Annotated in this window: 27 protein-coding genes, 1 pseudogene and 1 riboswitch; of the genes and pseudogenes, 15 read left to right on the plus strand and 13 right to left on the minus strand. The window is 44.0% G+C overall.

Annotated elements, in window-relative coordinates; genetic code table 11:
• Positions 1 to 310 precede the first annotated feature (310 nt).
• Entirely contained in the window at positions 311 to 835 is a 525-nt protein-coding gene (locus AB4375_RS16700; RefSeq protein ID WP_065584102.1) for a DUF3087 family protein, read from the minus strand.
• A 256-nt stretch (positions 836 to 1091) separates the two neighbouring features.
• On the opposite strand from AB4375_RS16700, the gene trmY reads away from it, so the two are divergent.
• Positions 1092 to 1691, plus strand: coding sequence for a tRNA (pseudouridine(54)-N(1))-methyltransferase TrmY (gene trmY, locus AB4375_RS16705; protein WP_017061702.1), 600 nt, complete (start codon positions 1092 to 1094; stop codon positions 1689 to 1691).
• A gap of 103 nt (positions 1692 to 1794) precedes the next feature.
• Here the strand turns inward: trmY and AB4375_RS16710 are convergent, their stop codons facing one another.
• Positions 1795 to 2895 carry a permease gene (locus AB4375_RS16710; RefSeq protein WP_372052058.1) on the minus strand — a complete coding sequence of 367 codons (1101 nt, stop codon included), beginning with the start codon at positions 2893 to 2895 and terminating at the stop codon, positions 1795 to 1797.
• 233 nt (positions 2896 to 3128) lie between these two features.
• Here AB4375_RS16710 and AB4375_RS16715 point away from each other — a divergent pair, with 233 nt between their 5' ends.
• A complete protein-coding gene (locus AB4375_RS16715; protein ID WP_004733042.1) occupies positions 3129 to 3425 on the plus strand; it encodes a helix-turn-helix transcriptional regulator in 297 nt (98 codons plus the stop codon).
• Complete coding sequence (sigZ, locus tag AB4375_RS16720; RefSeq protein WP_229648219.1) at positions 3409 to 3993, plus strand: RNA polymerase sigma factor SigZ; 585 nt, start codon at positions 3409 to 3411, stop codon at positions 3991 to 3993. The genes AB4375_RS16715 and sigZ overlap by 17 nt, the downstream gene beginning before the upstream one ends.
• A gap of 120 nt (positions 3994 to 4113) precedes the next feature.
• On the opposite strand, the gene AB4375_RS16725 is transcribed toward sigZ, so the two are convergent.
• Both AB4375_RS16725 and AB4375_RS16730 read right to left on the minus strand, forming a co-directional pair.
• On the minus strand, positions 4114 to 4728 hold the full coding sequence (locus AB4375_RS16725) for a YitT family protein (RefSeq protein ID WP_017065874.1): 615 nt from the start codon (positions 4726 to 4728) through the stop codon (positions 4114 to 4116).
• Between the two features lie 460 nt (positions 4729 to 5188).
• Positions 5189 to 5338 (minus strand): hypothetical protein, encoded by a 150-nt coding sequence (locus tag AB4375_RS16730; RefSeq protein WP_017061698.1) that lies wholly within the window; start codon positions 5336 to 5338, stop codon positions 5189 to 5191.
• A gap of 29 nt (positions 5339 to 5367) precedes the next feature.
• On the opposite strand from AB4375_RS16730, the gene AB4375_RS16735 reads away from it, so the two are divergent.
• From AB4375_RS16735 to AB4375_RS16745, 3 genes are all read left to right on the plus strand, one after another.
• Complete coding sequence (locus AB4375_RS16735) at positions 5368 to 6573, plus strand: MFS transporter (protein WP_372052060.1); 1206 nt, start codon at positions 5368 to 5370, stop codon at positions 6571 to 6573.
• 224 nt (positions 6574 to 6797) lie between these two features.
• Entirely contained in the window at positions 6798 to 7523 is a 726-nt protein-coding gene (locus AB4375_RS16740; protein ID WP_170963358.1) for a sulfite exporter TauE/SafE family protein, read from the plus strand.
• A 78-nt stretch (positions 7524 to 7601) separates the two neighbouring features.
• Positions 7602 to 7964 (plus strand): MmcQ/YjbR family DNA-binding protein, encoded by a 363-nt coding sequence (locus AB4375_RS16745; protein WP_017061695.1) that lies wholly within the window; start codon positions 7602 to 7604, stop codon positions 7962 to 7964.
• Positions 7965 to 8017: 53 nt separating this feature from the next.
• Here AB4375_RS16745 and AB4375_RS16750 read toward each other — a convergent pair whose 3' ends face one another.
• Positions 8018 to 8764 (minus strand): phosphatase PAP2 family protein, encoded by a 747-nt coding sequence (locus AB4375_RS16750; RefSeq protein ID WP_372052061.1) that lies wholly within the window; start codon positions 8762 to 8764, stop codon positions 8018 to 8020.
• 386 nt (positions 8765 to 9150) lie between these two features.
• Positions 9151 to 9301: riboswitch (FMN riboswitch) on the plus strand.
• 188 nt (positions 9302 to 9489) lie between these two features.
• Here AB4375_RS16750 and ribB point away from each other — a divergent pair.
• Together ribB and AB4375_RS16760 are read left to right on the plus strand one after the other, a co-directional pair.
• Entirely contained in the window at positions 9490 to 10146 is a 657-nt protein-coding gene (ribB, locus tag AB4375_RS16755) for a 3,4-dihydroxy-2-butanone-4-phosphate synthase (protein WP_017054827.1), read from the plus strand.
• 338 nt (positions 10147 to 10484) lie between these two features.
• Entirely contained in the window at positions 10485 to 11333 is an 849-nt protein-coding gene (locus AB4375_RS16760) for a hypothetical protein (RefSeq protein ID WP_372052062.1), read from the plus strand.
• Positions 11334 to 11464: 131 nt separating this feature from the next.
• On the opposite strand, the gene AB4375_RS16765 is transcribed toward AB4375_RS16760, so the two are convergent.
• Positions 11465 to 12361, minus strand: a complete 897-nt coding sequence (locus AB4375_RS16765) for a LysR substrate-binding domain-containing protein (protein WP_372052063.1) — start codon at positions 12359 to 12361, stop codon at positions 11465 to 11467.
• A 162-nt stretch (positions 12362 to 12523) separates the two neighbouring features.
• On the opposite strand from AB4375_RS16765, the gene AB4375_RS16770 reads away from it, so the two are divergent.
• The gene (locus AB4375_RS16770; protein ID WP_372052065.1) at positions 12524 to 13162 is read left to right on the plus strand and encodes an NAD(P)-dependent oxidoreductase; all 639 of its coding nucleotides are present in this window, start codon (positions 12524 to 12526) and stop codon (positions 13160 to 13162) included.
• A gap of 77 nt (positions 13163 to 13239) precedes the next feature.
• On the opposite strand, the gene AB4375_RS16775 is transcribed toward AB4375_RS16770, so the two are convergent.
• Entirely contained in the window at positions 13240 to 13893 is a 654-nt protein-coding gene (locus tag AB4375_RS16775; protein WP_372052066.1) for a cupin domain-containing protein, read from the minus strand.
• A 135-nt stretch (positions 13894 to 14028) separates the two neighbouring features.
• Positions 14029 to 14796, minus strand: coding sequence for an SDR family NAD(P)-dependent oxidoreductase (locus tag AB4375_RS16780; protein WP_102285119.1), 768 nt, complete (start codon positions 14794 to 14796; stop codon positions 14029 to 14031).
• A 105-nt stretch (positions 14797 to 14901) separates the two neighbouring features.
• Between AB4375_RS16780 and AB4375_RS16785 the strand changes: the two genes are divergently transcribed.
• Complete coding sequence (locus tag AB4375_RS16785) at positions 14902 to 15240, plus strand: helix-turn-helix domain-containing protein (protein ID WP_017103534.1); 339 nt, start codon at positions 14902 to 14904, stop codon at positions 15238 to 15240.
• Positions 15241 to 15287: 47 nt separating this feature from the next.
• Here AB4375_RS16785 and AB4375_RS16790 read toward each other — a convergent pair whose 3' ends face one another.
• Complete coding sequence (locus AB4375_RS16790) at positions 15288 to 16193, minus strand: LysR substrate-binding domain-containing protein (protein WP_372052068.1); 906 nt, start codon at positions 16191 to 16193, stop codon at positions 15288 to 15290.
• Positions 16194 to 16402: 209 nt separating this feature from the next.
• Here AB4375_RS16790 and AB4375_RS16795 point away from each other — a divergent pair, with 209 nt between their 5' ends.
• Positions 16403 to 17122: an SDR family oxidoreductase gene (locus AB4375_RS16795; protein WP_008216572.1), complete on the plus strand. Its 720-nt coding sequence runs from the start codon at positions 16403 to 16405 to the stop codon at positions 17120 to 17122.
• Positions 17123 to 17229: 107 nt separating this feature from the next.
• Here AB4375_RS16795 and AB4375_RS16800 read toward each other — a convergent pair whose 3' ends face one another.
• Together AB4375_RS16800 and ompW are read right to left on the minus strand one after the other, a co-directional pair.
• Complete coding sequence (locus AB4375_RS16800) at positions 17230 to 19047, minus strand: choice-of-anchor I family protein (protein ID WP_372052069.1); 1818 nt, start codon at positions 19045 to 19047, stop codon at positions 17230 to 17232.
• A 202-nt stretch (positions 19048 to 19249) separates the two neighbouring features.
• A complete protein-coding gene (ompW, locus tag AB4375_RS16805) occupies positions 19250 to 19900 on the minus strand; it encodes an outer membrane protein OmpW (RefSeq protein WP_372052070.1) in 651 nt (216 codons plus the stop codon).
• Positions 19901 to 20300: 400 nt separating this feature from the next.
• Here ompW and glgC point away from each other — a divergent pair, with 400 nt between their 5' ends.
• Positions 20301 to 21521 (plus strand): glucose-1-phosphate adenylyltransferase, encoded by a 1221-nt coding sequence (glgC, locus tag AB4375_RS16810; RefSeq protein WP_372052071.1) that lies wholly within the window; start codon positions 20301 to 20303, stop codon positions 21519 to 21521.
• Positions 21522 to 21642: 121 nt separating this feature from the next.
• Here the strand turns inward: glgC and AB4375_RS16815 are convergent, their stop codons facing one another.
• The gene (locus AB4375_RS16815) at positions 21643 to 23073 is read right to left on the minus strand and encodes a YfcC family protein (protein ID WP_372052072.1); all 1431 of its coding nucleotides are present in this window, start codon (positions 23071 to 23073) and stop codon (positions 21643 to 21645) included.
• A gap of 414 nt (positions 23074 to 23487) precedes the next feature.
• Positions 23488 to 23715: pseudogene (locus AB4375_RS16820) on the minus strand (hypothetical protein); the annotation flags it as partial.
• Positions 23716 to 23772: 57 nt separating this feature from the next.
• Between AB4375_RS16820 and AB4375_RS16825 the strand changes: the two are divergent.
• The 3 genes from AB4375_RS16825 to AB4375_RS16835 all read left to right on the plus strand — a co-directional run bounded on the left by AB4375_RS16825 (position 23773) and on the right by AB4375_RS16835 (position 25120).
• Positions 23773 to 24030: a hypothetical protein gene (locus AB4375_RS16825; RefSeq protein WP_229648214.1), complete on the plus strand. Its 258-nt coding sequence runs from the start codon at positions 23773 to 23775 to the stop codon at positions 24028 to 24030.
• Positions 24031 to 24367: 337 nt separating this feature from the next.
• Positions 24368 to 24724, plus strand: coding sequence for a ribosome hibernation-promoting factor, HPF/YfiA family (gene hpf / locus AB4375_RS16830; protein WP_017061680.1), 357 nt, complete (start codon positions 24368 to 24370; stop codon positions 24722 to 24724).
• 240 nt (positions 24725 to 24964) lie between these two features.
• Positions 24965 to 25120 (plus strand): DUF3012 domain-containing protein, encoded by a 156-nt coding sequence (locus AB4375_RS16835; protein ID WP_017061679.1) that lies wholly within the window; start codon positions 24965 to 24967, stop codon positions 25118 to 25120.
• The last annotated feature ends 159 nt before the right edge of the window (positions 25121 to 25279 follow it).

Below are 25279 nucleotides of genomic sequence, written 5' to 3' on the forward strand. Positions count from 1 at the left end.
ATTGTTAAAGAGCTTTGCTTGTCGAAACTTTCTTTTTACAAAGAAACCCTTGAAAGCGGACGTGAATTCTAGCGATTTAATCTTAAGTGTCAAACACTTTTTAAAATTAATTTCTTTCGAACTTTCCGTCTTACTGATTACCGCTGAAGCCTTATGGCATCTGCCGTGGCAGTGAGGCGGCATTATAGAGATCATCGAAAACATGGCAACCCCTTTTTTGATAAAAATTCAAAAAACTTGCTTAAGTGGCTACTTTTACGTCAAAAGGCTCTTTCGTAGCTCAAAGCTCATACAATAATGGGTGTATTACTTAAAACTTTGCGATTAGATCTTTCGAAAAAGCCTCTATATCTAGCTCAATGCTCCATTTCTCACTCACTTCTAGGATGTTATCTAGCGATTGCTGAACTGTTTTTATCGTCAATGTGTTGTTGTCTAGGTCGTATACCTGTTTTTGCGTGGTGTAATAGAAATAAAGGATGGTCAGCGCGTCTCGGTCGCCTTGCTCAGCTTTGGGTTGAATACGCTTGAGCTTACGATAGATTTGATTATGGATTTGTTTAAGGTTCCATACATAAAGCGCTTCTTTGAAGTAATCATGCCCTTTCACACGGCTCGCGATAAATGCATTCAATGCGACTGATAAGATCACACCTAATACGTTCAAGTGGAAATTACCTGTCGATTCGCCTGCGATTGATTGCCCTGAACCGAATAGCTCGATCAGTATGGTTCCGAATACAATGGCGAACACTGCGAGTGACCCAACCAACGAAACCAACAGCAGGTTCATCTTCTTTCTATATTCTTCTTTATTGATCTTCTGTAACTTCATCGACTACTTCCTTATGTAAGTCACCTAATAATTTGCGCATACTATCTACGTAAACATTGGGTCGCTTCAACCCTTACCATCTTGTAATGTGGTCATTCTCTATTTAATACGCAGAGTTCTTCTGGTTGGCGCTATACGCAACTCTATTTGACTTCATTAATAGAAAAGAGTTACATACCGCCACAATTTTGGTTATTCATCAATTCATGTTGATAAAGCCCGTTTCGCTTTATCACATACTGACAAGGTACATTCCATGCGTTCATTTGTATTACGCGCTCGCGCAGCCCCTACAGAGAGCAAACTTATCTTAGAAGGTGTTGGGCAAGATGCTCATACTGAGATTCTGGCTCATACTCTGATGAACACGATCTTCGTTGCTCAATCTCACCGTGAGAATGTCACCGTACACCTTGTATTAGAAAGTACTAAAGACTTTTCACGTACGATCACTTTCGATTCAAATGAGATCACCAACATTGGTGGCTTTCATGAATCGGCATTGTTATCAGCGGTAGTAAGAGCGGTTGATGCTTCTCAAGGTATGACCAAAGAGCAGACTCGTCAGGTTGAACCGGGAATCGTCGTTCGCACTATGAGCTTTGAAAAACTAGTCAAAGAACTGGCTGAAGACCACCAGCTATACATGATGGATAAGAAAGGTGACTTTATCCGTGATGCAGAGATTGCTGAAAACCCATGTTTCCTTCTTACTGATCACATCCCTATGCCGAAGAAAAGCTACAACAGCTTAAAGCGCTTAGGGACAGAAAAAATAAGCTTAGGCCCGAACATGCTGTTTGCTTCTCAGTGTGTTGTGTTGATCAACAATGAGCTTGATATTCGCGGTTTCTAATCTCCGAACTAATAGTCTCAACGCAAAAAGAGCTCAACTATGTGAGCTCTTTTTTATTATCTATCTCTTTGTATCAATGGTGTTATCTCGAAATCAGACCTGATTAACCAAAGATGAAGCTGTATAGGAAGCCTGCACCCATCGCCATGCTTAGGATAACGAATAGGAATGCTGCAATCATTTGGTTCTTGAAGATTGATTTAAGCAGGATAACTTCCGTCAAACTTGCACCTGCACTACCAATGATCAATGCCATAACTGAACCCAGCGCCATGCCTTTCTGTACTAGAGCTGCACTTAGTGGGATTACCGCTTCAGCACGAATATACAGTGGAATACCAATCACGGCTGCTACTGGAATCGCATACCACATACCTTCATCAGCGTACTGTGCAATAAGGTCTGTAGGAATGAAGCCGTAGATGAATGAACCAATCGCGATACCCATCATTAGGTAAGGGAAAACTTGTTTAAAATCTTTCCAAGTTGAGAACCAAATTCTCATCCAACGGCTAGGTTCTTTCTTCTCTACGATTTCAGCTGTTGCGCTTCCATCCGCTGAACAGCATGAAACCGTTACTTGTGGCTCTTCTTTTTTAGAATCGCAGCAAGATGTCTCTTTTGCCATTACTGGTGCAGGTTCGCCACATGCACTTGTACCACATGAAGATTCCGCTTTAACCGGTGCTGCTTTCTTAGGATCAGAATCACCACAGCTAGTGCCACAGCTTGAAGCTGAACCTGTTGATTCATACGCTTCAGGTTTTACGTAACGCTCAAAGCCAAGCTTCTCAAGTGCGTAACCAGCCACTACAGACACCGTCATTGCTACAAGGAAGTAGAACACAGCAACTTGCCAACCGAAGGTAATCACAAACAAACCAATGATCACTGGGTTCAATAGTGGGCTACCAAATAGGAACACCATCATTGGACCGAAACCCGCTCTTGCACGCAGCAATCCTTTTAAGAAAGGAATGGTCGAACATGAACAGAAAGGTGTAATTGCACCCAGTAGTGCTGCTACTACATAACCCTTACCATTACGTGAGCTCAGGATAGATTGAATCTTTTCTGGTGTAAGGAACTCTTGAAGAATCCCAACAATGTAGCTGATCGCTAAGAAAAGGATAATTAGCTCTACTGCTAAGAAAGCGAACATATCAAGTGCGTCTTTCAGCATTGTTAACATTTCATTGCTCATAATTAACTCCAAACTGGATTGAAGGTCGGGCTCTATGAGAAAAGTAACCAACCCTTAATTTCGAATATTATCGAATTATAGAAATAAACAGCTCCAGAACAAGAATTATTTCGATAAAAATCGAAATGATTTTCGAAAACACAGTTTTTCAATAACTTACACAGACACCGTTTTTAAATTTGAATTCGACATACATTTCGACTAACATCGAAATTAAATCTTGAGGAGTTAATATGAACTTAGAAGTCGTTGCGAAAGCACTTAAAGAGTTGGGGCACCCTATTCGCCTAACCATTTATAAGAGTGTCGTTAAAGCTGGCTACCAAGGCATTGCAGTTGGCGGCCTACAAGAAGAGCTAGGCATTCCCGGTTCTACCTTGTCTCACCACATATCAAGCTTGGCGTCTGCGGGCCTAATCAGCCAAAGACGAGAAGGAAGAACTCTATTCTGCGTGGCGGAGTATGAGTGCCTAGAAGGTGTGATTGATTTCTTACAAGACGAATGTTGCGTAAATGAACAGTGCAACTAATGCACCTTTGAAGATCGAACAAGTCTGGGCCGAGTATCAGCAAGCATTAAAGTCATTCCTGCATTCAAAGGTCAACAACTCTGCGGATGTAGACGACTTGCTCCAAGATATCTTGATTAAGACCTATCAGAACTTAGATAAGGTACAAGATGCTAGCAGTGTTAAGGCTTGGCTGTTCCAGTTAGCCAACAACACCATTATCGACTTCTACCGTAAGCATGCACGCCAACAACGTGATAGCCAAATTGATGCTGAAGATCTGTGGTTTACCGATTTAGACCACGACTCTGAATTTAAGCAGAAACTTTCATTGTGTATTGAACCTTTTATTCAGGCATTGCCAGAACAAAGTTCATCGCTACTGCTTGCGGTCGACATCAAAGGCCAAAGCCAAAAAGAGATCGCAGAAGCGCAGAACGTCAGCTATTCAACGGTTAAATCCCGCGTGCAAAAAAGCCGTGCTGATCTTAAGAACCTGTTTGAAGAGTGTTGTAACTTGTCCCTTGATCAACAAGGCAATGTGATTGATTGCGAGCTTAAGCCGAACGCCAGCTGCGGCAAGTGTTAATCGTTACATCGAATCCGTTATTTCAATAGAACAAAGCCAGCAATTAATGCTGGCTTTGTTGTTTTCATAATCTGCAAATCACTCTTTACTTAAGCAAATCTAGAGCTTGAGCGAACCGAACTATGCTGCTTCCGCTTTTACCACAGGTTGATAGCGCCCCGGTTTATGATTCATTGCTAGAATCAAGTTGGTGACTATCGCACCAAGCACAGACAGAAGAACCAATGACACATCAACAATGAACAGAGAAAGCACAACAATCGTGCAGTCTAATGCCATCTGAACCTTACCTGCTCGAATTCCAAAACGTTCTTGTAAGAACAACGCCAGAATGTTGAAGCCACCTAAGCTCATCTTGTGACGGAAAATCACCAGCATGCCGGTACCAATCAAGCCACCACCAAGTAAAGCTGCATACAATGCATGAATTTCGGCAATTTGAATCACGTGATACAAGTGATCCACGGCGAACGAAACAATCGAAACCGCGATAAACGTATTGATTGTGAAGCGCCAGCCCATACGAGCAACCGACAAAATATAGAAAGGTAAGTTAAGTGCGAAGAATACTTGGCCAAAGCTCAAATCTGTTACTTTGGTAATGAAGATCGCTAGACCAGCCGTGCCCCCGGTGAGCAAACCGACTTGGTTGAAAAAGATGACGCCGAGTGAAACCAATGCGCTACCTAAGATCAGTGCCAGTAAGTTTTCGCGAAGATTATGATCTTTATCCATGTGAATGACTCTCCCTGAATCTTTTAACATCGCGTTTCAGTAGTCTTGAAACGATTTATGCCCAAATTTACGATGTTTGACAGATAAGTCGAGTGAACGAGCAATGTTGCTTAGTGATTAGTTTGTATATTAGTTTTTACAGCTTTGTGAAACTTTAAATTAAACAGCTAGTTATAAGCCTTAATTTAGACTTTCATTCTTAATTAGATACTTGTTTCTATTAACTAACGAGCTTCAAGTTTTCTTATTTATTGAGCGCGTTTTATACCAATTCCAATCAAGCGACAATCTATGTATAAAACGCATAGACTACATCACAAATGGTCATTTGATACATACCCGACTCATCACTATGATGCGCGACTTCTTACAACATTGAGCGCATGTCAACACCGTATGTTTTCACAATCTCTTTTTGCCCAACTTGCCAGAATGACGTTATTCCTCGTCATTAGTTTGGTTATTGTGCATCACAGTCAGCCATTGATTGATCTCTTGGCTCAGCATGCCGTAAGCAGTGGTTGCCACCAGCAGTCAGGGCATGATCATTCTGGGCACGAACATCACCATGAGATGACTGACCAACACATGTCAGCGCAAGACCACTCACATCACCACCATTAATTTAAGAGTATTAGAATGAGCATTTTCCGTTTTCCTTTACTGGTATGGCTAGGGATAGGCACACTTATTATCAGTCTAGGGATCAGACAATCATTCGGCATTTTCATGATGCCAATTTCAGAGCATTTCGGCACGGGTCGAGAGTTTTTCAGCTTCTCTATTGCTCTACAAAACTTATTGTTCGGTGTGTTCCAACCTTTTGTTGGTATGGCCGCTGACAAATGGGGAGCAAGACGCATCATTATTGCTGGCGCATGTGCTTACGGTTTGGGTTTACTTCTTACCTCTATTTCTACCGAATCAAGCATGCTTTACGTTTCATTAGGCGCATTAGTTGGCCTTGGATTGAGTGCGACGAGCTATGTGATCGTGCTAGGCGCGGTAGCAAAAGTAGTACCTGCAGAGCACGCAGCGAAGGCATTTGGTTTAACCACAGCAGCAGGTTCATTTGGTATGTTCGCGGTAATTCCGGGCGCGCAATACATGTTGAACGAATTTGACTGGCAGAGTGCGATGCAAGTATTTGGCGTACTTTGTTGTTTCATGATCTCTTTTGCACTGTTTATGCGAGCGCCGAAATCGGCAACCAATAAACAAATTGAAGACAACCAGACACTGAAAGAAGCGCTGTCTGAAGCGTTTGCGAACAAAAGTTACTGGTTAATTCACGCGGGCTTCTTCGTGTGTGGTTTCCACGTGATGTTCATTGCGACGCACCTACCAAGTTACTTAGCAGACAAAAACCTACCGGCGAGCAGCGCAGCAATGGCACTGGCTTACGTTGGCATCTTCAACATCTTCGGGTCTTACTTCTGGGGTGTGATGGGCGATAAGTTCAGCAAGCGTCATGTAATGTCGGCACTGTACTTAGTGCGTACCGTGGTTATCGGAGCTTTTGTCACTTTGCCTGTTACTGAGTCAACCGCGGCTATCTTCGGTGCAGCGATTGGTTTTTGTTGGTTGGGTACAGTTCCGCTAACTTCTGGCTTAGTTCGTCAGATCTTCGGTGCTCGTTACCTGTCAACGTTGTACGGTTTGGTGTTCTTTACTCACCAAGTGGGTAGCTTCTTAGGCGCTTGGGTTGGCGGTCGTATTTACGATTACTACGGTTCTTACGAGCCAATCTGGTGGTCAACCGTGGTACTTGCATTTGCGGCAGCGCTTATCCATTTACCAATCAATGACAAGCCGATTGAGCGACTGAAATTGGCAATGGCTTAACGTTTAACACTGACTCCCCCACTAGTGTAAACAACAAGTCGTTCCAATAAAGCGAGTGAGTATTGAAAGGAAGCATCCTGAGATACTCACTCGCTTTTTTGTTGGTCGCGATAATAGAAACTATAACTAGCGAAACTGGCATAAAGCTCACTGAATAATAAGACTATTCTCTTGGTTTTCATTTATAGTATCCACCCGCTCCTTTAAAACTAATCCGCAGGCTTATGGAATACATGGATCAGACTGTCCTTATCGCAATGGCACTTATTTTTGTCGGCTCATTTGTGCAAACCGCAATCGGCTTTGGTTTGGCCATTGTTGCAGCTCCACTGCTGTTTTTGGTCTCTCCTGATTATGTACCTGCACCTATCTGTTTAATCGGTCTGTTTATCTCGTTATTCAACGCTTTTAAACATCGAGCAAATATCTCTATTGGCGGATTAAAAATCGCATTGCTGGGCCGCATTCCGGGGTCACTGGCAGGTGGTGCTTTGTTGGTGATGGTTTCAACGAGCGTGTTATCACTATGGTTGGGCTTATTGGTAGTATTTGCCGTGATTGTTAGCCTACTGCCCTTTAGACTCGAACCAACCCCAACTAAGATGGGTATTGCGGGGTTCTTCTCTGGGTTCTTTGGCACCAGTTCTGGTATTGGTGGTCCACCGATGGCACTGCTACTCCAACACCAAGATGCCAATCAGCTTCGTGGTAACCTTTCTGCGTTTTTCGTGTTTAGTTCGATCATTTCGTTGGTTGTACAGATCCCAATTGGCTTCTTCACGCTACACCACTTGATCATCACTATACCTTTGCTGCCTGCTGCTTGGTTGGGTTACAAAGTGGCGTTAATGACGACACAAAGCATCCCTAAAGAGAAGATACGCATTGGTTCATTACTGCTATGTTCTCTCAGTGGCTTTACGGCAATCTGGCAGGGTTTAGCTGGCTAGTTATTGGCGATAAAGACAAGAAGAAGAAAGACATCTTAGAAAACCAACACAAACACCCAGTAGATAAAAGGACGCTCTATGACTTACGACGAATTCAACGCATTCTGCGAGTCACTGCCTGCAACCAGTTATGTGATGCAGTGGAATAACTCGCACGTTTGGAAAGTGGGTGGCAAGGTGTTTGCGATTGGTGGTTGGGGACCGAAAGATGAGCCTGCGTTTATCTTCAAGGCGTCCGATCAGAATTTCGACTTTCTCAAAGAAGAGCCGGGCTATAAACCCGCACCCTACTTTGCTTCACGCGGTATGAAATGGATTCAGCTGTTTGAAAGCACGCCACAAAGGGATGAGGAGCTGAGATACTATCTCATTGAGTCACACCGAATTGTGTCCTTAGGTCTAACCAAAAAGAAGCAAGCAGAGCTAGGGCTCAATCAGTAGCGTTTATTACGTACTGCTAATCTGAGCCCTTCTTTTGCAGTGAGGACGGATCCCTAAGAAGTCTGTTTCAAAAATGCAGGTAAATAGCGTTCTATTTTTTGCTCTGAGATAAGCGGTACCAATAAATAGATCAAACCCGCAAAGGCAATAGATCCGGCTAAGTCTTCTGGTCGATGCATGCCAAGCCAAACACGGCTATAGGCGACACCACCAGCCCAAACCAGTAAACCGCCGACTAGATAAAAGCGTTTCGCCTCTAGGAGAAGACCACCAAAGAACGCCAAACACACACCGACGAAAATCATATGTCCAGATGGGAAAGAGTAGTCAGTTTCACCCAACCAGTGACGCGTTCGCCACTCGCTCACCTTATCTTGTACAGACTCAATCGCAGCATTCTTTTCAACCAATGGTAATTCGTAAAACACTTCCGGCATATCAACCACTTCCTGCGTCACCAAATACTCAGAATAAGGACGAGGGCTCTCAGTGGAATGCTTTAAGAAGGTTTTCGCTGCAAAGCTAAGCACCAACAACAAGCCGAGCTGCAGACAAAGACTGACTAACTTCGCTTTGGAAAACTTCATCGTGAACAATACTAAAGACAAAATCGCTAGTGTTACCAAGAACCCTTGATTGCCCGCAGAGTAAGTCACAAACGTTATGAAGGCGCCATAGAAAGGCAAAGCAGCACTTCCAAGGTCGAAGTCAGATCCAAAGATCAAAAAGGGTATGAGGGAATACAAACTTAGAACGAGCAGTAATAAGCCTTTGGATTTGTTAGAGAACAGAGAAGTCATGGCTAAGATCTTTTAGATAAAGTGGTCGGATGCTATCGCAGCTTAGCATCGTCAATATCAATTTTATGTCAAAACGGTCAGTCAGCCGTCATGGTGTAACAATATTCGATTAATGGACCTCTTGAGTATTGATTCGGTGAACAGCCACGCCAGCACCAATAATGTTCAACATCCATTTATGTTCATAGAGATAGCAAAAACCACTGAAACCAGACGAGACAAAGGCATCATCCCATTAATAGACTACCGGACGCGTTCTGCTGATAAAGTGAACACTTACCGGATTATAAGGCCAGAATCTTAAAAACTTTGCTGTCAGTCCTTTAAATCCACTATTGAAAGGATTACCATCTGGTCTGCTTTCAAAAGCAAAACAGATTATTAATTTTTATTCTCAGGGCGGGGCGAAATTCCCCACCGGCGGTATGTCCTTAGCAAAATCTAAAGATAAGCCCGCGAGCGCTCGATTCGTCGAGGTCAGCAGATCTGGTGAGATGCCAGAGCCGACGGTTATAGTCCGGATGAGAGAGAATGAAAACACACTCGTTTAAGTTGGAAAGGCGTACCCGCGTGAGTTGGGTTCGTACCTCCAACTTAGGCGGGTGCATTTCGTTTTGGATAAAACCATAATGAGCTAAAGTTGACTTGTAATGAGTAGGCTTTGTTGTGCTCGGTTGAGATCCCTCATACAGCCCTGATTCTGGTGATATTTTAGGAGTTTAACCATGAATCAGTCTTCACTACTTGCCGAATTTGGCGAACCAATCACTCGCGTTGAAAATGCACTGCAAGCTCTACGCGAAGGTCGTGGCGTACTTCTACTTGACGATGAAGATCGTGAGAACGAAGGCGACATCATCTACTCAGTAGAACACCTGACGAATGCTCAAATGGCGCTTATGATCCGCGAATGCAGCGGCATTGTGTGTCTGTGTCTAACTGACGAGCAAGCGAACCAACTTGAACTTCCACCTATGGTTGTTGATAACAACAGCGCAAACCAAACTGCGTTTACCGTCACTATCGAAGCGAAAGTTGGTGTAACAACAGGTGTTTCTGCCGCTGACCGTGTAACAACGATCAAGACAGCTGCAAATCCAACAGCTAAGCCTACTGACCTTGCTCGCCCTGGCCACGTATTCCCATTGCGTGCTCGTAAAGGTGGTGTACTTGCTCGTCGCGGCCACACAGAAGGTACAGTAGATCTTATGCAAATGGCTGGTCTTCAATCTGCCGGTGTACTTTGTGAAGTAACCAATCCGGATGGTACGATGGCAAAAGCGCCAGAGATCGTTGCTTTCGGCAAACTTCACAACATGCCAGTACTGACCATTGAAGATATGGTTATGTACCGCACTGAGTTCGACCTTAAGCTTGCGTAACGTTTAGTGCTAAACGCTTAGCTCTTAAGCTAACGAAACTCAGAAATGAACATTGAAAGGTCTCACTCTTACTGCTTTTTCTAGTTAAAAGTATATAAAGGGTGAGGCCTTCTTCATTTCCTACACAGAAATCTAAGTTCCATCTCATCGCCCACGACTAACCTCTCAAAAAATCCTGCAAAATATGAGAAACATTCACTAGAATGGTGAAGTCATGCACCATCATTGATCATCCATAATTACAGGGAAATCATAAGCAACTGAAATATAACACTTATTTATTTTGGCACGGTGTCTGCACTACCACTAAGTAGGTATACAAATATTAGGAGTTGAATATGTTTGTAGTTATTTCAGTGGGTTTATCCCTATTAGTACTTGCAGCCCTGTTTCATTTCTCAAGGAAGAGACAAACAGCGCTATCACACAGGTTTGAAACCTTAGTTCTGCTTAGAGAATTATTGTTGTTATCACGCAAACATCGCGCGGCAACGCACTATGCTCTAGCTTATAAGTTGTCTAGCGACTCGATTCGCAAAGTGAACAAGATTTACGACAACATACTTGAAGTATCTGAACTGCTTCAGTCCCATGTGTCGTTTGATAGCCGCCCTATGTATCGCATCTATCACCTCAAGCTCATCGCCATGCACAGCGACTGGCAAAACCGTAGCTTGGTGCGTAACCAATCGATTCATGGCAAAACGATACGTCACAGCATGTTCTTAATGGATGAAGTGATGATCATCTGGCTTATTCAGTCTGAGCGTGAAGACATGAGCCGTGAGTACCACATGAATTGGCAACAGATCTTAGATTGCATGGAGATCCTGACCAAATTACGAATGTGTATCCCTGATATGGAGAAGCCTGAGGAGTACGCGAGATTCAAATTCTACGCCTCTCAGACACACAGAAAACTCAACCAGTTATCGATTATCTGCCCTCTTAGTAGTGGGTCACCGGTTTGTACGCGAGCGATGCATGCACTCTCAGAGATCGCATCAAGTAACGAAGCGACCCAACCGGCAGATAGCATGTACGAATTAACCAGTGATATCTCTAGCGTCGTGTCGCAAGTTTACGACCAAGTATTATCCGACATTACGAGAAGCTTGTATCAGCCTTTACCAGACGTAAACGAAAAGGTAATAAATACCCGATTATCCGTACATCATTACATGTAAAGACTTCGTGAGAGGAGAGCGTGCTGGAACTCTGAATTATTGAGTTCAAATCCGATATCACCATTGATATCGGATTTTTGTATTTATGAGCTTTTAAAATTCTATCGCTATGTATCATTGCCTATGAAGTTTCAAACATCGCCAGATTTGATATCGCTAGACCAAGCTTCTGCGGCAAAATCAATGAACTGACGAACAACCGGCAGCTGATAACTACGAGACAAATACACCGCCCACAGCACACTACTCGGTGAAACAAACTCATCCAATATTCGTATCAATTTGCCATTCGCAATCAGTGGGTTGGCTAAGTCACAAGGTAAACGAACCACCCCTTTTCCATGCTGTGCAGCGCGAGTTAGCACTCCAACATCATTGGCCTTGATAGTGCCAGACACCTCAACCGAATAGTGCTGATTATCCTTAACGAAATCCCACTTCGAGACATTCAAATGACGAAAGCAATTGTGTTGTCGAAGCGCTTCGACCGTTTCAGGCTCACCATGTTTGTCCAAGTAGGCTTGCGAGGCACACACGACTGAATCAATTACCATTAGCTTTCGAGCAATCAAGCTATCGTCAGGTTGGTCAGTATAGCGAAGGGCAATATCGATTCTTTCATCCACCAGCTGCGCAAAACGATCCGATGCAAACAACTCGACCGTGATATTAGGGTGGCGCTCAGTGAACTGTTCAACCACATCCAACAGCATGTTTTGAGTTAAACCAATGGGTGCAGCAATTCGAATGGTTCCAGAAAGATCCTCGGTTTGATTAAGTGCAGTGACTTCTAGCTCTGCGGTTTCATGGAGAATTTTCTCACAGCGTTGCAGAGCGATTTCCCCTGCCGCGGTTAAGCTCACCTTTCGAGTCGTCCTATGTAATAGCCTCTGCTTCAGCCACCCTTCTATCTCTTGAACATGACGTGAAACCTGCAACCGACTCATGTCCAAATGCTCAGCTGCTTGGGTGAAGCTGGCACAATTCGCAACTTCAACAAAGCTACGCATTGCCGTCAACCTATCCATCACACTCTCCTTGAACTATTTCGCAGCTAATCGAACCTTATTAGATCACTATATAGATACAATCTACATCATTTTGCGATATTTATCGCAACCTAGTGAGCTATTAGACTGCAATGGCTGTCGAGAAAACGACTCAATAAATTAGATAATTGGAGAGACATTATGAAAATTGCAGTATTAGGTGCATCAGGTTGGATTGGTAGTCACATCGCTCAAGAAGCTCAATCTCGTGGTCACGAGGTCGTTGCTGTTGTAAGAGATGCAAGCCGCGTGGAAACCAAAGGCATTGAAGTTCGTTCATTTGATTTACAAGATGAAGCCGCAAGTCTAGCAAACGCACTATCCGGCGTTGATGCAGTCATTACTTCGATTGGCGGACGCGCTCTAGGTAATCACGACATCGTAAAAAGCACAGCAACTAAGCTGCTTGATACACTACCAAGCATTGGTATCGAACGTCTACTTTGGGTTGGCGGTGCAGGCTCATTAGAAGTAGCGCCAAACGTACCGCTAGTGACTGTTCCTGACTTCCCTGCGGATTACAAAAACGAAGCGCTAGCACAGGGCGAAGCTCTTGAAGTGTTCAAGCAATCTAATAGCGAAGTTAACTGGACGTTCGTTAGCCCTGCCGCAGAAATATTCCCGGGCGAGAAACTATCGACCTACCGCACTGGTGGCGATCAACTGCTCACCGACGAAGATGGTAACAGCAAAATTTCAGTCAGCGATTACGCTATTGCGATGATTGATGAACTCGAAGCTGGCAAATTCCCACGCCAACGTATTGGTGTTGCGTACTAGTCAGCTCATATATAAAAACTAAAAAAAGCCGCTTGTTCAAAACAATGCGGCTTTCTCATCTTTTACTGAGCATTCCTTTAATCCAATGGCAGATGCCCTGTTTTCACTAGGATAACCGTCTCTTCTTCCACATAAGGAAAATGCTCACTCATGTGTGGGCTGCGCATCCATGTGTGTTTTGGATACTCACCATGTTCGTCTTTAAAGGTGCCAGAAAGTACAAATATCTCTTCACCGCCAAAGTGGCGATGCGGCTGAAAACGTTCGCCAACCGGCCACTTCACTAACGCGACATGCTCGTGTTCGAACTCATGCAGTGGCATCACTTGTAAGCCGCCAATACCCTGAAGCCATTCTGTTTCCAAAGTATTAATACGAACTTGAGTTAAGTCTCTCGCGTCAAACTGGTTGAGCTTAACCAAGATCGTACAGCCATTTTTGCTGGATGGGGAATGCGCGCTGCCCGGCGGATTACGGATATAAGTGCCCGCTGGGAAATCTCCGGTTTCATCAGAGAACACACCCTCTAATACGAAGATCTCTTCACCTTGCGGATGTGGGTGCTCAGAAAACGAAGAGTCAGGATCGTACTTCACCACACTAGTCGTGTGGCCCGATTCTTTCTCTTCTCTTTCAAGTGGCTTACGCCATACCCCTTTTGCAGGGCTCGCGACCCAATCTAGTGGTTCGGTTTCTATAACCAGTCTCTTTGAAAAGTCCATGTTGAGCATAATGACGACCTTACTCTAAATATTGTTTTAATTATTATTGTTGTCTTTCTAGTTTCTATTCTACGCGAATACTCATCAAGGAGGCCATCTCGCTGCTATTTTGCCTACGCGACAGCCACCTAAAAAGAATCCTAATTAATTACGACCAGCAATCACACCGCCATCAACATCCCAGATTGCACCCGTTACCCAATCTGCACTGTCTGACAGTAAGAAAGAAATGCTATTAGCGATGTCTTTCGGCAAACCAACTCGACCAATAGGATGGAACGCGTTGAAGCCTTCTAGCGCTTGATCCACTTCTTCCGGTTTGATGAAAGATTCGTAAATCGGCGTTTTAACCACAGCCGGAGACACCGCATTTACACGAATGTTATGTTCAGCCAGTTCCATTGCCATGTGTTGTGTTAATGCGTGCAGGCCAGCTTTAGCCATTGAATAAGCAGAAGATGGCGTCGCTTTGATTGCTTGCTTGCCCCACATAGAACCAACGTTAACCACACTGCCACCGCCATTCTTGATCATCAATTTACTTATCGCTTGAGTAATGAAGAAGGTTGCCTTATTAAGCTGCATGTATTGCTCGTAATCCGATTCTTGGTGCTCAATAAACGCTTTAGGGTTGAAGTAACCCGCCGCATTAACAAGGTAACCAATACCTTCATCTAACGACTCAAGGTGTTCGATAAGGCGAGACACACTCGCATCATCATAAAGGTTAGCTTGCCAACCAGAAGCATGGCCTAGTGATTGAAGTTCTGACACCGCTTTATCTAACTTAGTTGGGTTATTGCCGACAACCAACACATGGATGTTTTGAGCGACTAATTGCTTCGCTGTTTCAAAGCCCATACCGCTCGTGCCACCGATTACTACTGCAATACCATTTTTAGTGAAGTTCATTTTTTTATCTCCTAAGTCATGTGAACGTGGTAATCTTAGGCCTTGAACTAACACTATGAATAGTAAGTACAAATCGGTTAGGTAGGTACTTATTGGTACATCTTTATGAAAAATCAGGAAAACTTTTTTTCAAGAAAATCAGCACCAGAGCGCTCAGCTCGCATGGTAGAAACCATCTACGGCTGTAAATGGTCGCTAACGGTTTACCAATTACTGGCAAATGGCATTAATCGCCCTGGTGAAATGGTGCGCTCAGTCGAAGGGTTATCAACCAAGGTATTGAATGAATGCTTGAAGCGAAATGTGGAGTTTGGGATTTTGGATAAGCAGATGTTCAACGAACTTCCACCAAGAGTTGAATACCAAGTGACGCCGTTCGGCGAGAAGTTTTTGTTGATTCTAGAGCAGTTGGAAAACCTACAAAACGAAATCGACGAGATGTAAGCCCACGCTAATCCGCTCTATTCCAAATAATGGACAGCACGCACTATTTAGCTGACTGGCATTTGCTCAAAACGGCCTTTCACAAAATCAATGAAGGTTCGAATTCGGCTCGGTTGATAGCGGTCTCGATGATAGATCGCTGAAAAGTCCACTTTCGGCACTATCCACTCATTAAACACCTGCTCCAATTGCCCATCATTGATCTCTTGCAAGCAATAGATGGTTGGAACACGAATAATCCCATTTCCCGACTTAGCGCCCTGCACCAACACTCGCCCATTTTTACATTGCAGTCTGCCCGTCACATGAACATCGAGTGTTTTCTTGGTGTCATCAAGCGCTTGAAAACTCCATTTACGCACCGAGCCAGTTAAGCAGTCGTGATGAATCAACTCTTTAGGGTGGTTAGGCTTTCCTTTGCGAGCAAAATACTCTGGGCTCGCGAGTGTTCCCATCTCTATGTCCAATAGCTTCCTCGCAATAAAGCCCGCATCTTCAAGGCTCCCCATACGAAAAGCGATATCGAAAGCGTCTTCAATCAAGTCGACTCGGTTACTACTGAAATCAAGGCTGATGCTGATATCTGGGTAGAGCTGCATAAACTCATTGACCAGATCCGCGATGATCACTTCGCCTAAATAACCGCCAACACAGTTTACTTTTATATCGCCGCGCACCTCTTCGACATCGTCCACCGCAGCAATCAAGGCTTGGTCTATATTATCTAAGGCTTGTTCACATCTCGCGTACAGATCTTGCCCCGCGTGCGTCAGCCTTAAAGTTCGAGTGGTGCGGATAAACAGGGTCACTCCCATCTGTTTTTCTAGGCTACTCACTTGGCGTGATACGTGGGAACGAGACACATCCAACTCCTCAGCCGCTTTGGTGAAATTACCTAAACGAGCGATCAGCACGAAAGAACGAATATCAGACAGGTTAATTTGATTAAGCATAGTCGCCAGCTTACTAATGGAGTTATGAGATAGACGCTTTATTGTTGCATCACAGCAACAGTGTTTCAAGTAAAGCACTATATATCAACAATGTTATTTTCCTTAATATACCTCCATCGCAACGAAGCAAGACAACAAACACTTGATTCGAATGCACTTAAACAATACGTCGTAGCCAACCGACGCAATAAAAGTACAGAGGAAATAAAATGAAAAAACTAATCGTAATTACAGGTGCAAGCTCTGGTATTGGTGAAGCAATCGCTCGTCGTCTAAGCGATGAAGGTCACCCTCTGCTACTTTTAGCTCGTCGTATTGACCGCCTTGAAGCGCTGAACCTACCAAACTCTCTATCTGTGAAAGTAGACGTAACAGACAAAGCGTCTTTTGATGCAGCTATCGCACAAGGTGAAGAGAAATTTGGCCCTGTAGATGCACTTATCAACAACGCTGGTGCAATGCTTCTTGGTCAAATCGATACGCAAGACGCACAAGAGTGGAAGACAATGTTCGATGTAAACGTAATTGGTCTTCTAAACGGCATGCAATCTGTACTTGCTCCGATGATGGAACGCAACACAGGTACTATCATCAACATCAGCTCTATCGCAGGTAAAAAAACATTCCCAAGCCACGCAGCTTACTGTGGTACTAAGTTCGCGGTACACGCTATTTCTGAAAACGTTCGTGAAGAAGTGGCCGCTTCAAACGTTCGTGTTACGACTATCGCACCGGGAGCTGTAGAAACTGAACTTCTGTCTCACACAACCTCTCAAGAGATCAAAGACGGTTACGATTCTTGGAAAGAAGACATGGGCGGCGTATTGGCAGCTGACGATATTGCTCGCGCTGTATCATTCGCTTACCAGCAACCACAGAACGTTTGTATCCGTGAAATTGCTCTAGCACCAACTAAGCAACAGCCATAGGCCTTTGCTATCGCGACTAAATCAGCGATGAACTAAAAAAGCGCCACGACTTAACAAGTTGTGGCGCTTTTATTTTGATTCAATCTAATTGCTAGCAGTAAGCGAGATTAGAACTCAACGCGGTAAACTGATGTGCTACCGCTCACTTCATTGCCGACAGCGATAAAGTGGCTACCTGAACGCGTAAAATACTTAATTGATTCAGGACCTAGGTCACCCGCTTTAAAGTTGTAAGTATCGTTGTCGCAATCACCGTCTTCATCAACCTTAGTGCACACTGGTTGTGTGAAGTCTCGGTTGTTCAAGTAGCTGATGAAACTTGCGTTTTTAGGCTGTGTTACGTCGTAAACCATGATGCCACCTTGGCGCTCAAGTCCAATAAAGGCATAGTGCTTGCCGTTGATCTCCGCCACTTCGATCGCTTCAGGTTCTACGCCTTTATCATCACTACGATCGTCACCGCTTTGGTTGTTATCATTGGTGCTGTTGAAGTTTGCAGGATCTTGCTCAAGTACGATTCGAGCAAAATCATCGCCGCTATCAAACACTAGCTCGCCTGACTCATCCCAGATAGAGAACGAGCGGCTGCCGAATGCTTGAACCTTTTGGTCAGCAGCGAGTGTCCCTTGTGGCTTAATCACTTTAAGACGTGCAAGTTGCTTGTTGTCTTTCAATGCGCCTGCTAATGGGTGGTTAGCGTCAACGTCTAACTTCTTGCCGCGTACTTCATCGACATGCGCGATACAAAAGTCTTTCTCTGTGGTGTAGTTTTCGGTGCCTTTATAGTCATCGCCATCCCACTCAAAGCCTTTATCGTCACACTCTTTATGCGTTGTCTTGATGCCATACTCGCGGCCGTCACCTTCGTTCGCCGTCACGATGTAGGTATTGCCATCGACACTGTAGCTGGTGATGCTGTCTGGCATGTAAAGCCCTTCTAACATCGCGTAGCTTTGTAGGTTGCCGATATTTTTGTCTTTATTCGACGCATCCAATTGCGCGCTATCCCAAGGTTTGCCGCCTAAACCAAGAATCGCATCCACCTCTGCAGTTGCGACATCAATCGCTGCTAGTGCGTTGTTCTCTTGCAGGGCAACGTAGAGTTTGCCGTTGTCAGTAAACGTTAGGTATTCAGGCTCTAGGTCTTGCGCAACGGTCGCATCCGGAGCTGAAATTCGAACCTTATCGGTTAATTCCTGGTGACGAGGCTGACCTTGGTTAAATGCCTTGAAATTAATCTGAGTGACCTTCGCTTGCATCGGCCCATTCGCTAAATCCACCAATGTCACCGAACCTTCAGGATCAATGCTGTAATCCGCATTCGGCTCACCTTCATTTGCAGAAGCAATGTAGCGACCATCTTTCGAGAAGCTCACCATGTCTGGCAGTGCGCCAGCTGTGTAAGTGGTGATCAGCTCTAGTGTGTCTGAGCGATACAGAGCAATAATGCCATTTTGTTGCTTGTCCGCATTCTCAATCACGACCGCAACTAATCCTTGATGAGTCGACACGCTGTTCGCTGCACCAATATCAATCCCAGAAGCTGTAGCGGCTGATTGAAGGTCGATAGAACCCTCAGATGTCGGTGCGCTATCAGCGTTCATCGACAACACATCGACTTTCTGAGCTTGAGCGTTAACCACATAAAGCTTATCGGTACATGAATCGTAGCTGACGATTTCGGCTGCAGACGTATCAAACGGAGCGTCGGCGATTGAACGGCCAACTAGGCTGATTCCAGTTACCTCAGTATTGGAAGCGCTTGGCTGCTCGATGGATTGGCATTGAAGGCTAAAAGCATCAAGTGATGTTTGAGATGGCGTAGCAGTCGTTCGTGATGTTGAAGTTGATTGAGAACACCCAACTAGAGCAGAACTTACGGCGATAGGCAGTAATAGTGTCAGCTTATTAAATTTACGATTCATATATCCTCCATAATTTGAATCGCGATCATAGAGGCCGCTTATGACAGTTATCTTTCCCTTTTGTTAACAATAGGTGACGACAATCGGTTTCTTTTACCCATAACAACAGAAGGTTAGAATGAGCATTTCATTAACAAGCACACAAAAAAAGGCGCACAAGCTGGCTGGTGCTTGAGCGCCTTTAGTAAACTGAATAGGGAGATTAGAAGTTGTAACCACCACCGATCATGAATACCCATGGGTCGATATCAACGTCTGTTGAGTACTGGTTACCCGCTGTATCTTTATACTTTGCAGTTGTATCTATATCTGCATACCAAACCGATGCGTTCAGAAACCAGTCTTCATTGATCATGTAATCCACGCCAATATTTGCTGCAAGCCCCCAAGAGTCATCAAGAGACAAATCACGTAGTTGAGCGTCTTTACCAGTTCCGTTAAATTTTTCATCAAAGAAGAACGTGTAGTTAATACCTGCACCTACATAAGGGCGAATTTCACTGTTCGCTTCACCAAAGTAGTACTGAACCATAAGTGTAGGCGGAAGGTGTTTAACATCTGCAATATCACCTAGTCCAAGTAAATCAGTAGATACCGTATGTGAAAATGGTGTTGCTGCAAGAATTTCTAAACTAACGTTATCAGTGAACATATAGCCAAATGTTAGGCCAAGTTGAGTATTTGAATCTACAGATAGCTCAGAACCTGGTGAGTTTAGTACATCACCACTGCTGTCGTTTGGAGATACCATTGCTGCACCTGCACGGATGATGAAATCACCTTCTTTATGAGCAAGAACATTGGTTGACATAAGAGCCGCAATAACCGCAATACCACATACTGTTTTTTTCATTATAATTTCCTTTGTAGGGCTTTCTTTACTTGGTGAATGAATAATCATTTCTTATTTTGCGTGCAAGGTAACATACAATAACCCTACTTTATTGATGGAAATCAATTTGTGAAAAGTTGTGATTATTTATGTAAATTTATATCGAGCCGATCACTTTATTCCTTCATTTTATTGACAGTTTTGTAATGCAGCTTTTCCGTGCGTCATTTTGTTAATCCAAACAATTCACTCTATTCGGATCTTTTTTGGATCAAAATAGAGCAAGCCAATATCTCACGCGCATCATTTTGGTGCAGAACAACAAGAATCAATCTCGCCTCGTATAATATTCAATGAGTTACATTTGGCTTAGTGCTTGCAAGTCTATGTTAATAATCATAAATACATTGAGGTTCTGACTATGCAAGACACTCTAACAATCGTTCTGGCCGGCGGTGTTGGCTCTCGGCTTTCTCCCCTCACCGATAACCGTGCAAAACCTGCGGTACCTTTTGGTGGCAAATATCGAATCATCGATTTCACACTCGCGAACTGCCTGCACTCCGGACTTCGCCAAATTCTGGTGCTAACTCAGTACAAGTCTCACTCTTTGCAAAAACACTTACGTGATGGTTGGTCGGTGCTTAACCCCGAGCTCGGCGAATACATCACCAATGTTCCCCCACAAATGCGAACCGGTGATAGCTGGTACAGCGGTACTGCCGATGCGATTTATCAAAACTTGTATCTGCTGTCTCGCAGTGAAGCCAAGCATGTGGTGGTGTTATCTGGCGACCATATCTATCGCATGGATTACGCGCCAATGCTCAAGCAGCACAAAAAGAACGAGGCCGACCTAACCGTGGCGTGCATGGAGGTTTCGATTGACGAAGCCAAAGAGTTTGGTGTGATGGAGATAGATGAGTCCCTACAAATCAATAACTTTACCGAAAAGCCACGTTACCCTGCATGTGTACCTGGAAGGCCAACTCGAAGCATGGCTTCAATGGGTATTTACGTCTTTGATAAAGAAGTACTGACACAGGCATTATTGGCAGACGCAGAAGATCCAGACTCAAGCCACGATTTCGGTAAAGACATCATTCCCAAGTTAGTCGGCAACAACAGTGTTTACGCGTATAAGTTTGGTGACGAAGAAGGTCGCGTAACCCAAGATGCTTACTGGAGAGATGTTGGTACTATCGACTCTTATTACCAATCGAATATGGATCTGTTAAAGCCAGCTTCGCCTATCGATTTATATCAACCTGATTGGGCAATTCGTACTTACGAACCGCAGCTGCCACCCGCACGAACCATTGCTTCGGTTGAAGGTAACCAAGGAATATTCATCAACTCGATGATAGCGAATGGCGTTGTAATTGAAGGCGGCTCGGCGCAAAACTCTATCTTCTTCCCTAAAGTGAAAGTCAGCAATGCCGCGATTGTGATTGATAGTATTCTGTTTGAAGATGTTGAGATTGGAAAAAATTGCCACATACAAAACTGCATCATCGACAAGAACGTTAAGGTGCCTGACGGAACCCAGATCGGTCTTGATGGCCTTGCCGATGCGAAACGCTTCCACATATCAAAACAAGGCGTGATTGTGGTGCCCTCTTCTTACCAATTTGAAGAGTAACCTTTAACGTGGGAATAGCTTTTCTTTAAACGAAAAAAGGCAGCGAATTCGCTGCCTTCTTATTTACTCACACAGCTTCAGTTAAGCCTTAACTGTCCATGTATTCGATTAAACAGAAACCTTAGAAAGGCCCTAACTCAATCATTTGAGCAATCACAACAGAAACCAAAGCGCCTACCGACCAGAACAAGAACAGTGGTAAGAAGAAACGAATCCACTTGGTGTAAGGTACTTTTGCTATAGCCAATACCGCCAACAAGCCACCATTGGTTGGGTAAATATAGTTAGAAATACCATCACCCAATTGAGAAGCCAGTGCCGCCACTTGACGAGTCACTTCACCAATATCTGCCAACGGAATAATGATTGGCATGGTGATCACCGCTTGGCCACTGCCCGATGGAATGAACAGGTTGATCGCAGCCTGCGAGAAGTAGATCCCTGCTGCTGCCACAAGTTTAGAGCTACCAGAAATGATCTGTGCAAGATAGAAGATAATAGAATCAACAATCTTCGCGTCTTCCATAATGGTTAGCACTGAACGAGCAAAAAAGATGATCAGTACCGCGATCAATACGTCGCTAACACCTTTGGTCCAATACTCACAGATCTTGTTCGGAGATAAACCCGCCACCAAACCCGGAATAATAGCCATCGCCACGAATGCACCCGCAATCTCGGTGAAGCCGAACCCCATCGTCAACGTGCCGAAGATCATGTATGCGAATACGCCCAAGAACGCGATGCCCGCAAGCTTTTCACGTGTGGTCAGTGTTTTCGCTTCAACATTTGATTCATAGTGGTAACCCGTGCCGTGTAACAAGCCTTTGGTCGGATCTTGCTTAACTTTGCGCGCGTAGTTAAGCACATACCATGCACCCGTTAACAACATGAACATACCAACAATAAAGCGGTACCACATGCCTGAATACATAGGCAGTTCAGCGATAGTGTGTGCAATACCCGTAAAGAATGGGTTAGCCAAAGCGGCCGCGAAACCGGCACAACTTGCCAGTAAAACAACGCCAAGTGCCGTAATCGCGTCATAGCCAAGCTTGATACAGATCGGGATCATCAAAGAGATGAAAATGACATCAAGTTCACGCATACCGGTGAAGGTAACGTTGAAGAAGATCGCCGTCATGATCACAGGCGCAATCACGTATAAGCCTTGCTTCTTTAGCTTAGTAGTTAGTGCAACAACGGATGCGTCTAACAGACCCATGTGTTTGATAATGCCAAAAGCACCACCCACAAATACCACAACGCCCATCACGCCAGAAGCGGATTTGAAGCCTTTAAAAAATGATTCGAAAAAAGAGGCTAATGTTGTTGGGTTGCTGGTCAATTGTGTGTAGCTGTCTGGGTCGATAACCGTGCGGCCATTCATGACCACTCGCTCGAATTCACCAGCAGGGATGAAGTAAGTTGCGATTGCAGCAACGATCACCATGATAACCAAAGAGAGAAACGGGTGGTTTACTTCTTTCTCTGTCGGCGCTGTGTTACCAGCTTGAGATGTAGGTACGGATGTGGATACCGTAGTCGTCATATAGACTCCTTATTTGTCAGCAACTAAGGTTCACTTAGCCGCCGAGAGGGATTTTTGGAAAAACGAAACCCTTCACGCAGAACATAGTTCACGCTAACTAGGCTGTTTCTAAAAGGCCTTTGATAGATGGTGCTCTCAAATGTACATAGTGAAGTAGTGAGAACTACTCTCTTTGCGTCCGAGCAAAATGCAGATGTTCGGCCAAGTCAGGCCAAACTGAATGAGGTCATTACAAGCAGATAAACAGAAAAAGACTGTTTGGGTAATGCGTTTTTTATCAATTACAAAGACAAGCGGCGCATACTAGCACAACAAGTCATTAATTGTCAGAAAAGTGTGAGTTTCGTCATGCTTTGGTGAGCAAAAGAAAAGCGCCCACTAATAAGTAAGGCGCTTTTCTGCAATCGAATCGAGTTACTTAGGTGCTAATTCGTAGTTTTCTTGCATCTCATGAGGGGCAATCCCGTACTCATAATCCGCTAAGTAGCCATCCTTATAGACCTTCATTCCCTTCTCATCCCAGCTCACTTTGATCATCGCCGTGTTGCCATCTTCACTGCCTAACAGCTCCAGCATTTCTGCATCAATCTTAATGGCTTTGATGGTTTTAATACGCTTAAACGGCTTAAATTCAGTGGCCGAGAATACGATGGCCGAGCGATAACGCTTAAGCTTGAGTCCAATCGCAAAGATTCTCGATTGTTGCTCAAACTGCAACATATTGATCTAGGCTCAATTGATGAGTCTCGCATTTCAGAACTTGTGCGATTCAAAGTCGAAACGCCGGTTCGCTATGAAGGTGACATTAATTATTGGCGTCAGGGCGTCGAATTTCCTGTCGATCAACTGGCATCCAATAAAGAAGTCGATATTCGAGCACGCATTACCATACCCGAGTCTCAACTCACAGCAGGAGAGTTTCACTTCAATATGGAGTGGGCAGTTGAGTGTCTATAAATTAGTAACTTAAGCTGAGTTTTTAATCAAAGAAAAAAAAGTGAGTGAGCTGGAAAGAAAATCAATGGAGTGACAAGTTCGGAATTATAAAACCGATAAAGAGAGATTCACTGGGAATTCGCTGTAGGTTAGCGCAAATTATCAAGGATGGAGTTTTTTTGAACATGTCTTTAAAACACGAAACATAATATGCGATCAGTTCATCGGACTTTCAAGGGAGTAACAAGAGAATATTTGATAACACTGAAGTCAATCACACATGTGCTAATTCTCAGTTGGTTAATCTATGCGATGTTTGCTACGTTTAAATGACACAGTCATTGGAAAGGTATGATTTATGAAAATAAATGTTCAAACACATCATGTATCAATTAACGACGAGTCACGCAAAGACATCGAAGGTAAATTCGAGAAGATATCTAACCATTTCCCATCACTGATCAGTTGCGACATCATCATTACTAAAGAACACGGTCAACATCAGGTTGAAGTATTCACCAACTACGAAGGTGTACGAGTAACAGCAAAATCGACAGACGATGTTATGTACCCAGCTATCGCTGCAGCACTTAAGAAACTTGAAGCGGGCCTAAGTAACCGTAAGGGACAATTGAAAGCCGACCTACACGAGAAACCAACAAGCACGAAGCCAGAGATTGCTTCGGACATCATCCAAGAGATGAAATTGGTATAAATCGATAAGTAGTTAAAGCGAAATAACGAATAGACACTTATTAAGAATTTCAAAGCCAGCACATGTTGCTGGCTTTTTCGATCTTAAAGCCAAGCAAACCTTCCCTTCTTTACCGTCTCTCGAATTCAGCTCAACCCCACATCATTACTAACGCCCTTAAGTTCTTAGCAGCTATAACAATCACTTGTGGTATTTGATACAGTTATAAGCAGAAATTTAGACCACAACGGAATGTTTATTATGAAGAAAATCGCGTTGATACTTTTCCTTGCTACTCAATTAATGGCTTGTACCGAGGTTGGCAGTGAAGCTTGGTGTGCGGATATGAAAGAAAAGCCTAAAGGTGACTGGACGGCTAATGAAGCGGGCGATTTTGCCAAGCACTGCATTTTCTAGGCGGGTTGTATTTAGCAGTTCAGTACACCCCACTCAATGAAGCAAGTGAGTAGTTGCAGTATGGTTTACTTATCTCTGTAAAACGGTACAAACAAAAAATCGCATAAGTTAACGCTTATGCGATTTTTGTATGGAGAGATTCCTAGCTAATTTGTTAGG

It is taken from the genome of Vibrio sp. 10N.261.51.C6, from assembly GCF_041471785.1.
Taxonomy (GTDB): Bacteria; Pseudomonadota; Gammaproteobacteria; order Enterobacterales; family Vibrionaceae; genus Vibrio; species Vibrio crassostreae_C.

What these genes read in the sequence shown, in the direction of transcription:
- AB4375_RS16725 (WP_017065874.1), bottom strand. Translation starts at nt 4,728, where the DNA reads ATGGATAAAGATCATAATCTTCGCGAAAACTTACTGGCACTGATCTTA.
- AB4375_RS16770 (WP_372052065.1), top strand. Translation starts at nt 12,524, where the DNA reads ATGAAAATTGCAGTATTAGGTGCATCAGGTTGGATTGGTAGTCACATC.
- AB4375_RS16795 (WP_008216572.1), top strand. Translation starts at nt 16,403, where the DNA reads ATGAAAAAACTAATCGTAATTACAGGTGCAAGCTCTGGTATTGGTGAA.
- AB4375_RS16765 (WP_372052063.1), bottom strand. Translation starts at nt 12,361, where the DNA reads ATGGATAGGTTGACGGCAATGCGTAGCTTTGTTGAAGTTGCGAATTGT.
- sigZ (WP_229648219.1), top strand. Translation starts at nt 3,409, where the DNA reads ATGAACAGTGCAACTAATGCACCTTTGAAGATCGAACAAGTCTGGGCC.
- AB4375_RS16715 (WP_004733042.1), top strand. Translation starts at nt 3,129, where the DNA reads ATGAACTTAGAAGTCGTTGCGAAAGCACTTAAAGAGTTGGGGCACCCT.
- ribB (WP_017054827.1), top strand. Translation starts at nt 9,490, where the DNA reads ATGAATCAGTCTTCACTACTTGCCGAATTTGGCGAACCAATCACTCGC.
- AB4375_RS16710 (WP_372052058.1), bottom strand. Translation starts at nt 2,895, where the DNA reads ATGAGCAATGAAATGTTAACAATGCTGAAAGACGCACTTGATATGTTC.
- AB4375_RS16750 (WP_372052061.1), bottom strand. Translation starts at nt 8,764, where the DNA reads ATGACTTCTCTGTTCTCTAACAAATCCAAAGGCTTATTACTGCTCGTT.
- AB4375_RS16745 (WP_017061695.1), top strand. Translation starts at nt 7,602, where the DNA reads ATGACTTACGACGAATTCAACGCATTCTGCGAGTCACTGCCTGCAACC.
- AB4375_RS16775 (WP_372052066.1), bottom strand. Translation starts at nt 13,893, where the DNA reads ATGCTCAACATGGACTTTTCAAAGAGACTGGTTATAGAAACCGAACCA.
- AB4375_RS16785 (WP_017103534.1), top strand. Translation starts at nt 14,902, where the DNA reads ATGAAAAATCAGGAAAACTTTTTTTCAAGAAAATCAGCACCAGAGCGC.
- AB4375_RS16735 (WP_372052060.1), top strand. Translation starts at nt 5,368, where the DNA reads ATGAGCATTTTCCGTTTTCCTTTACTGGTATGGCTAGGGATAGGCACA.
- ompW (WP_372052070.1), bottom strand. Translation starts at nt 19,900, where the DNA reads ATGAAAAAAACAGTATGTGGTATTGCGGTTATTGCGGCTCTTATGTCA.
- trmY (WP_017061702.1), top strand. Translation starts at nt 1,092, where the DNA reads ATGCGTTCATTTGTATTACGCGCTCGCGCAGCCCCTACAGAGAGCAAA.
- AB4375_RS16740 (WP_170963358.1), top strand. Translation starts at nt 6,798, where the DNA reads ATGGAATACATGGATCAGACTGTCCTTATCGCAATGGCACTTATTTTT.
- AB4375_RS16835 (WP_017061679.1), top strand. Translation starts at nt 24,965, where the DNA reads ATGAAGAAAATCGCGTTGATACTTTTCCTTGCTACTCAATTAATGGCT.
- AB4375_RS16780 (WP_102285119.1), bottom strand. Translation starts at nt 14,796, where the DNA reads ATGAACTTCACTAAAAATGGTATTGCAGTAGTAATCGGTGGCACGAGC.
- hpf (WP_017061680.1), top strand. Translation starts at nt 24,368, where the DNA reads ATGAAAATAAATGTTCAAACACATCATGTATCAATTAACGACGAGTCA.
- glgC (WP_372052071.1), top strand. Translation starts at nt 20,301, where the DNA reads ATGCAAGACACTCTAACAATCGTTCTGGCCGGCGGTGTTGGCTCTCGG.
- AB4375_RS16760 (WP_372052062.1), top strand. Translation starts at nt 10,485, where the DNA reads ATGTTTGTAGTTATTTCAGTGGGTTTATCCCTATTAGTACTTGCAGCC.
- AB4375_RS16700 (WP_065584102.1), bottom strand. Translation starts at nt 835, where the DNA reads ATGAAGTTACAGAAGATCAATAAAGAAGAATATAGAAAGAAGATGAAC.
- AB4375_RS16790 (WP_372052068.1), bottom strand. Translation starts at nt 16,193, where the DNA reads ATGCTTAATCAAATTAACCTGTCTGATATTCGTTCTTTCGTGCTGATC.
- AB4375_RS16800 (WP_372052069.1), bottom strand. Translation starts at nt 19,047, where the DNA reads ATGAATCGTAAATTTAATAAGCTGACACTATTACTGCCTATCGCCGTA.
- AB4375_RS16815 (WP_372052072.1), bottom strand. Translation starts at nt 23,073, where the DNA reads ATGACGACTACGGTATCCACATCCGTACCTACATCTCAAGCTGGTAAC.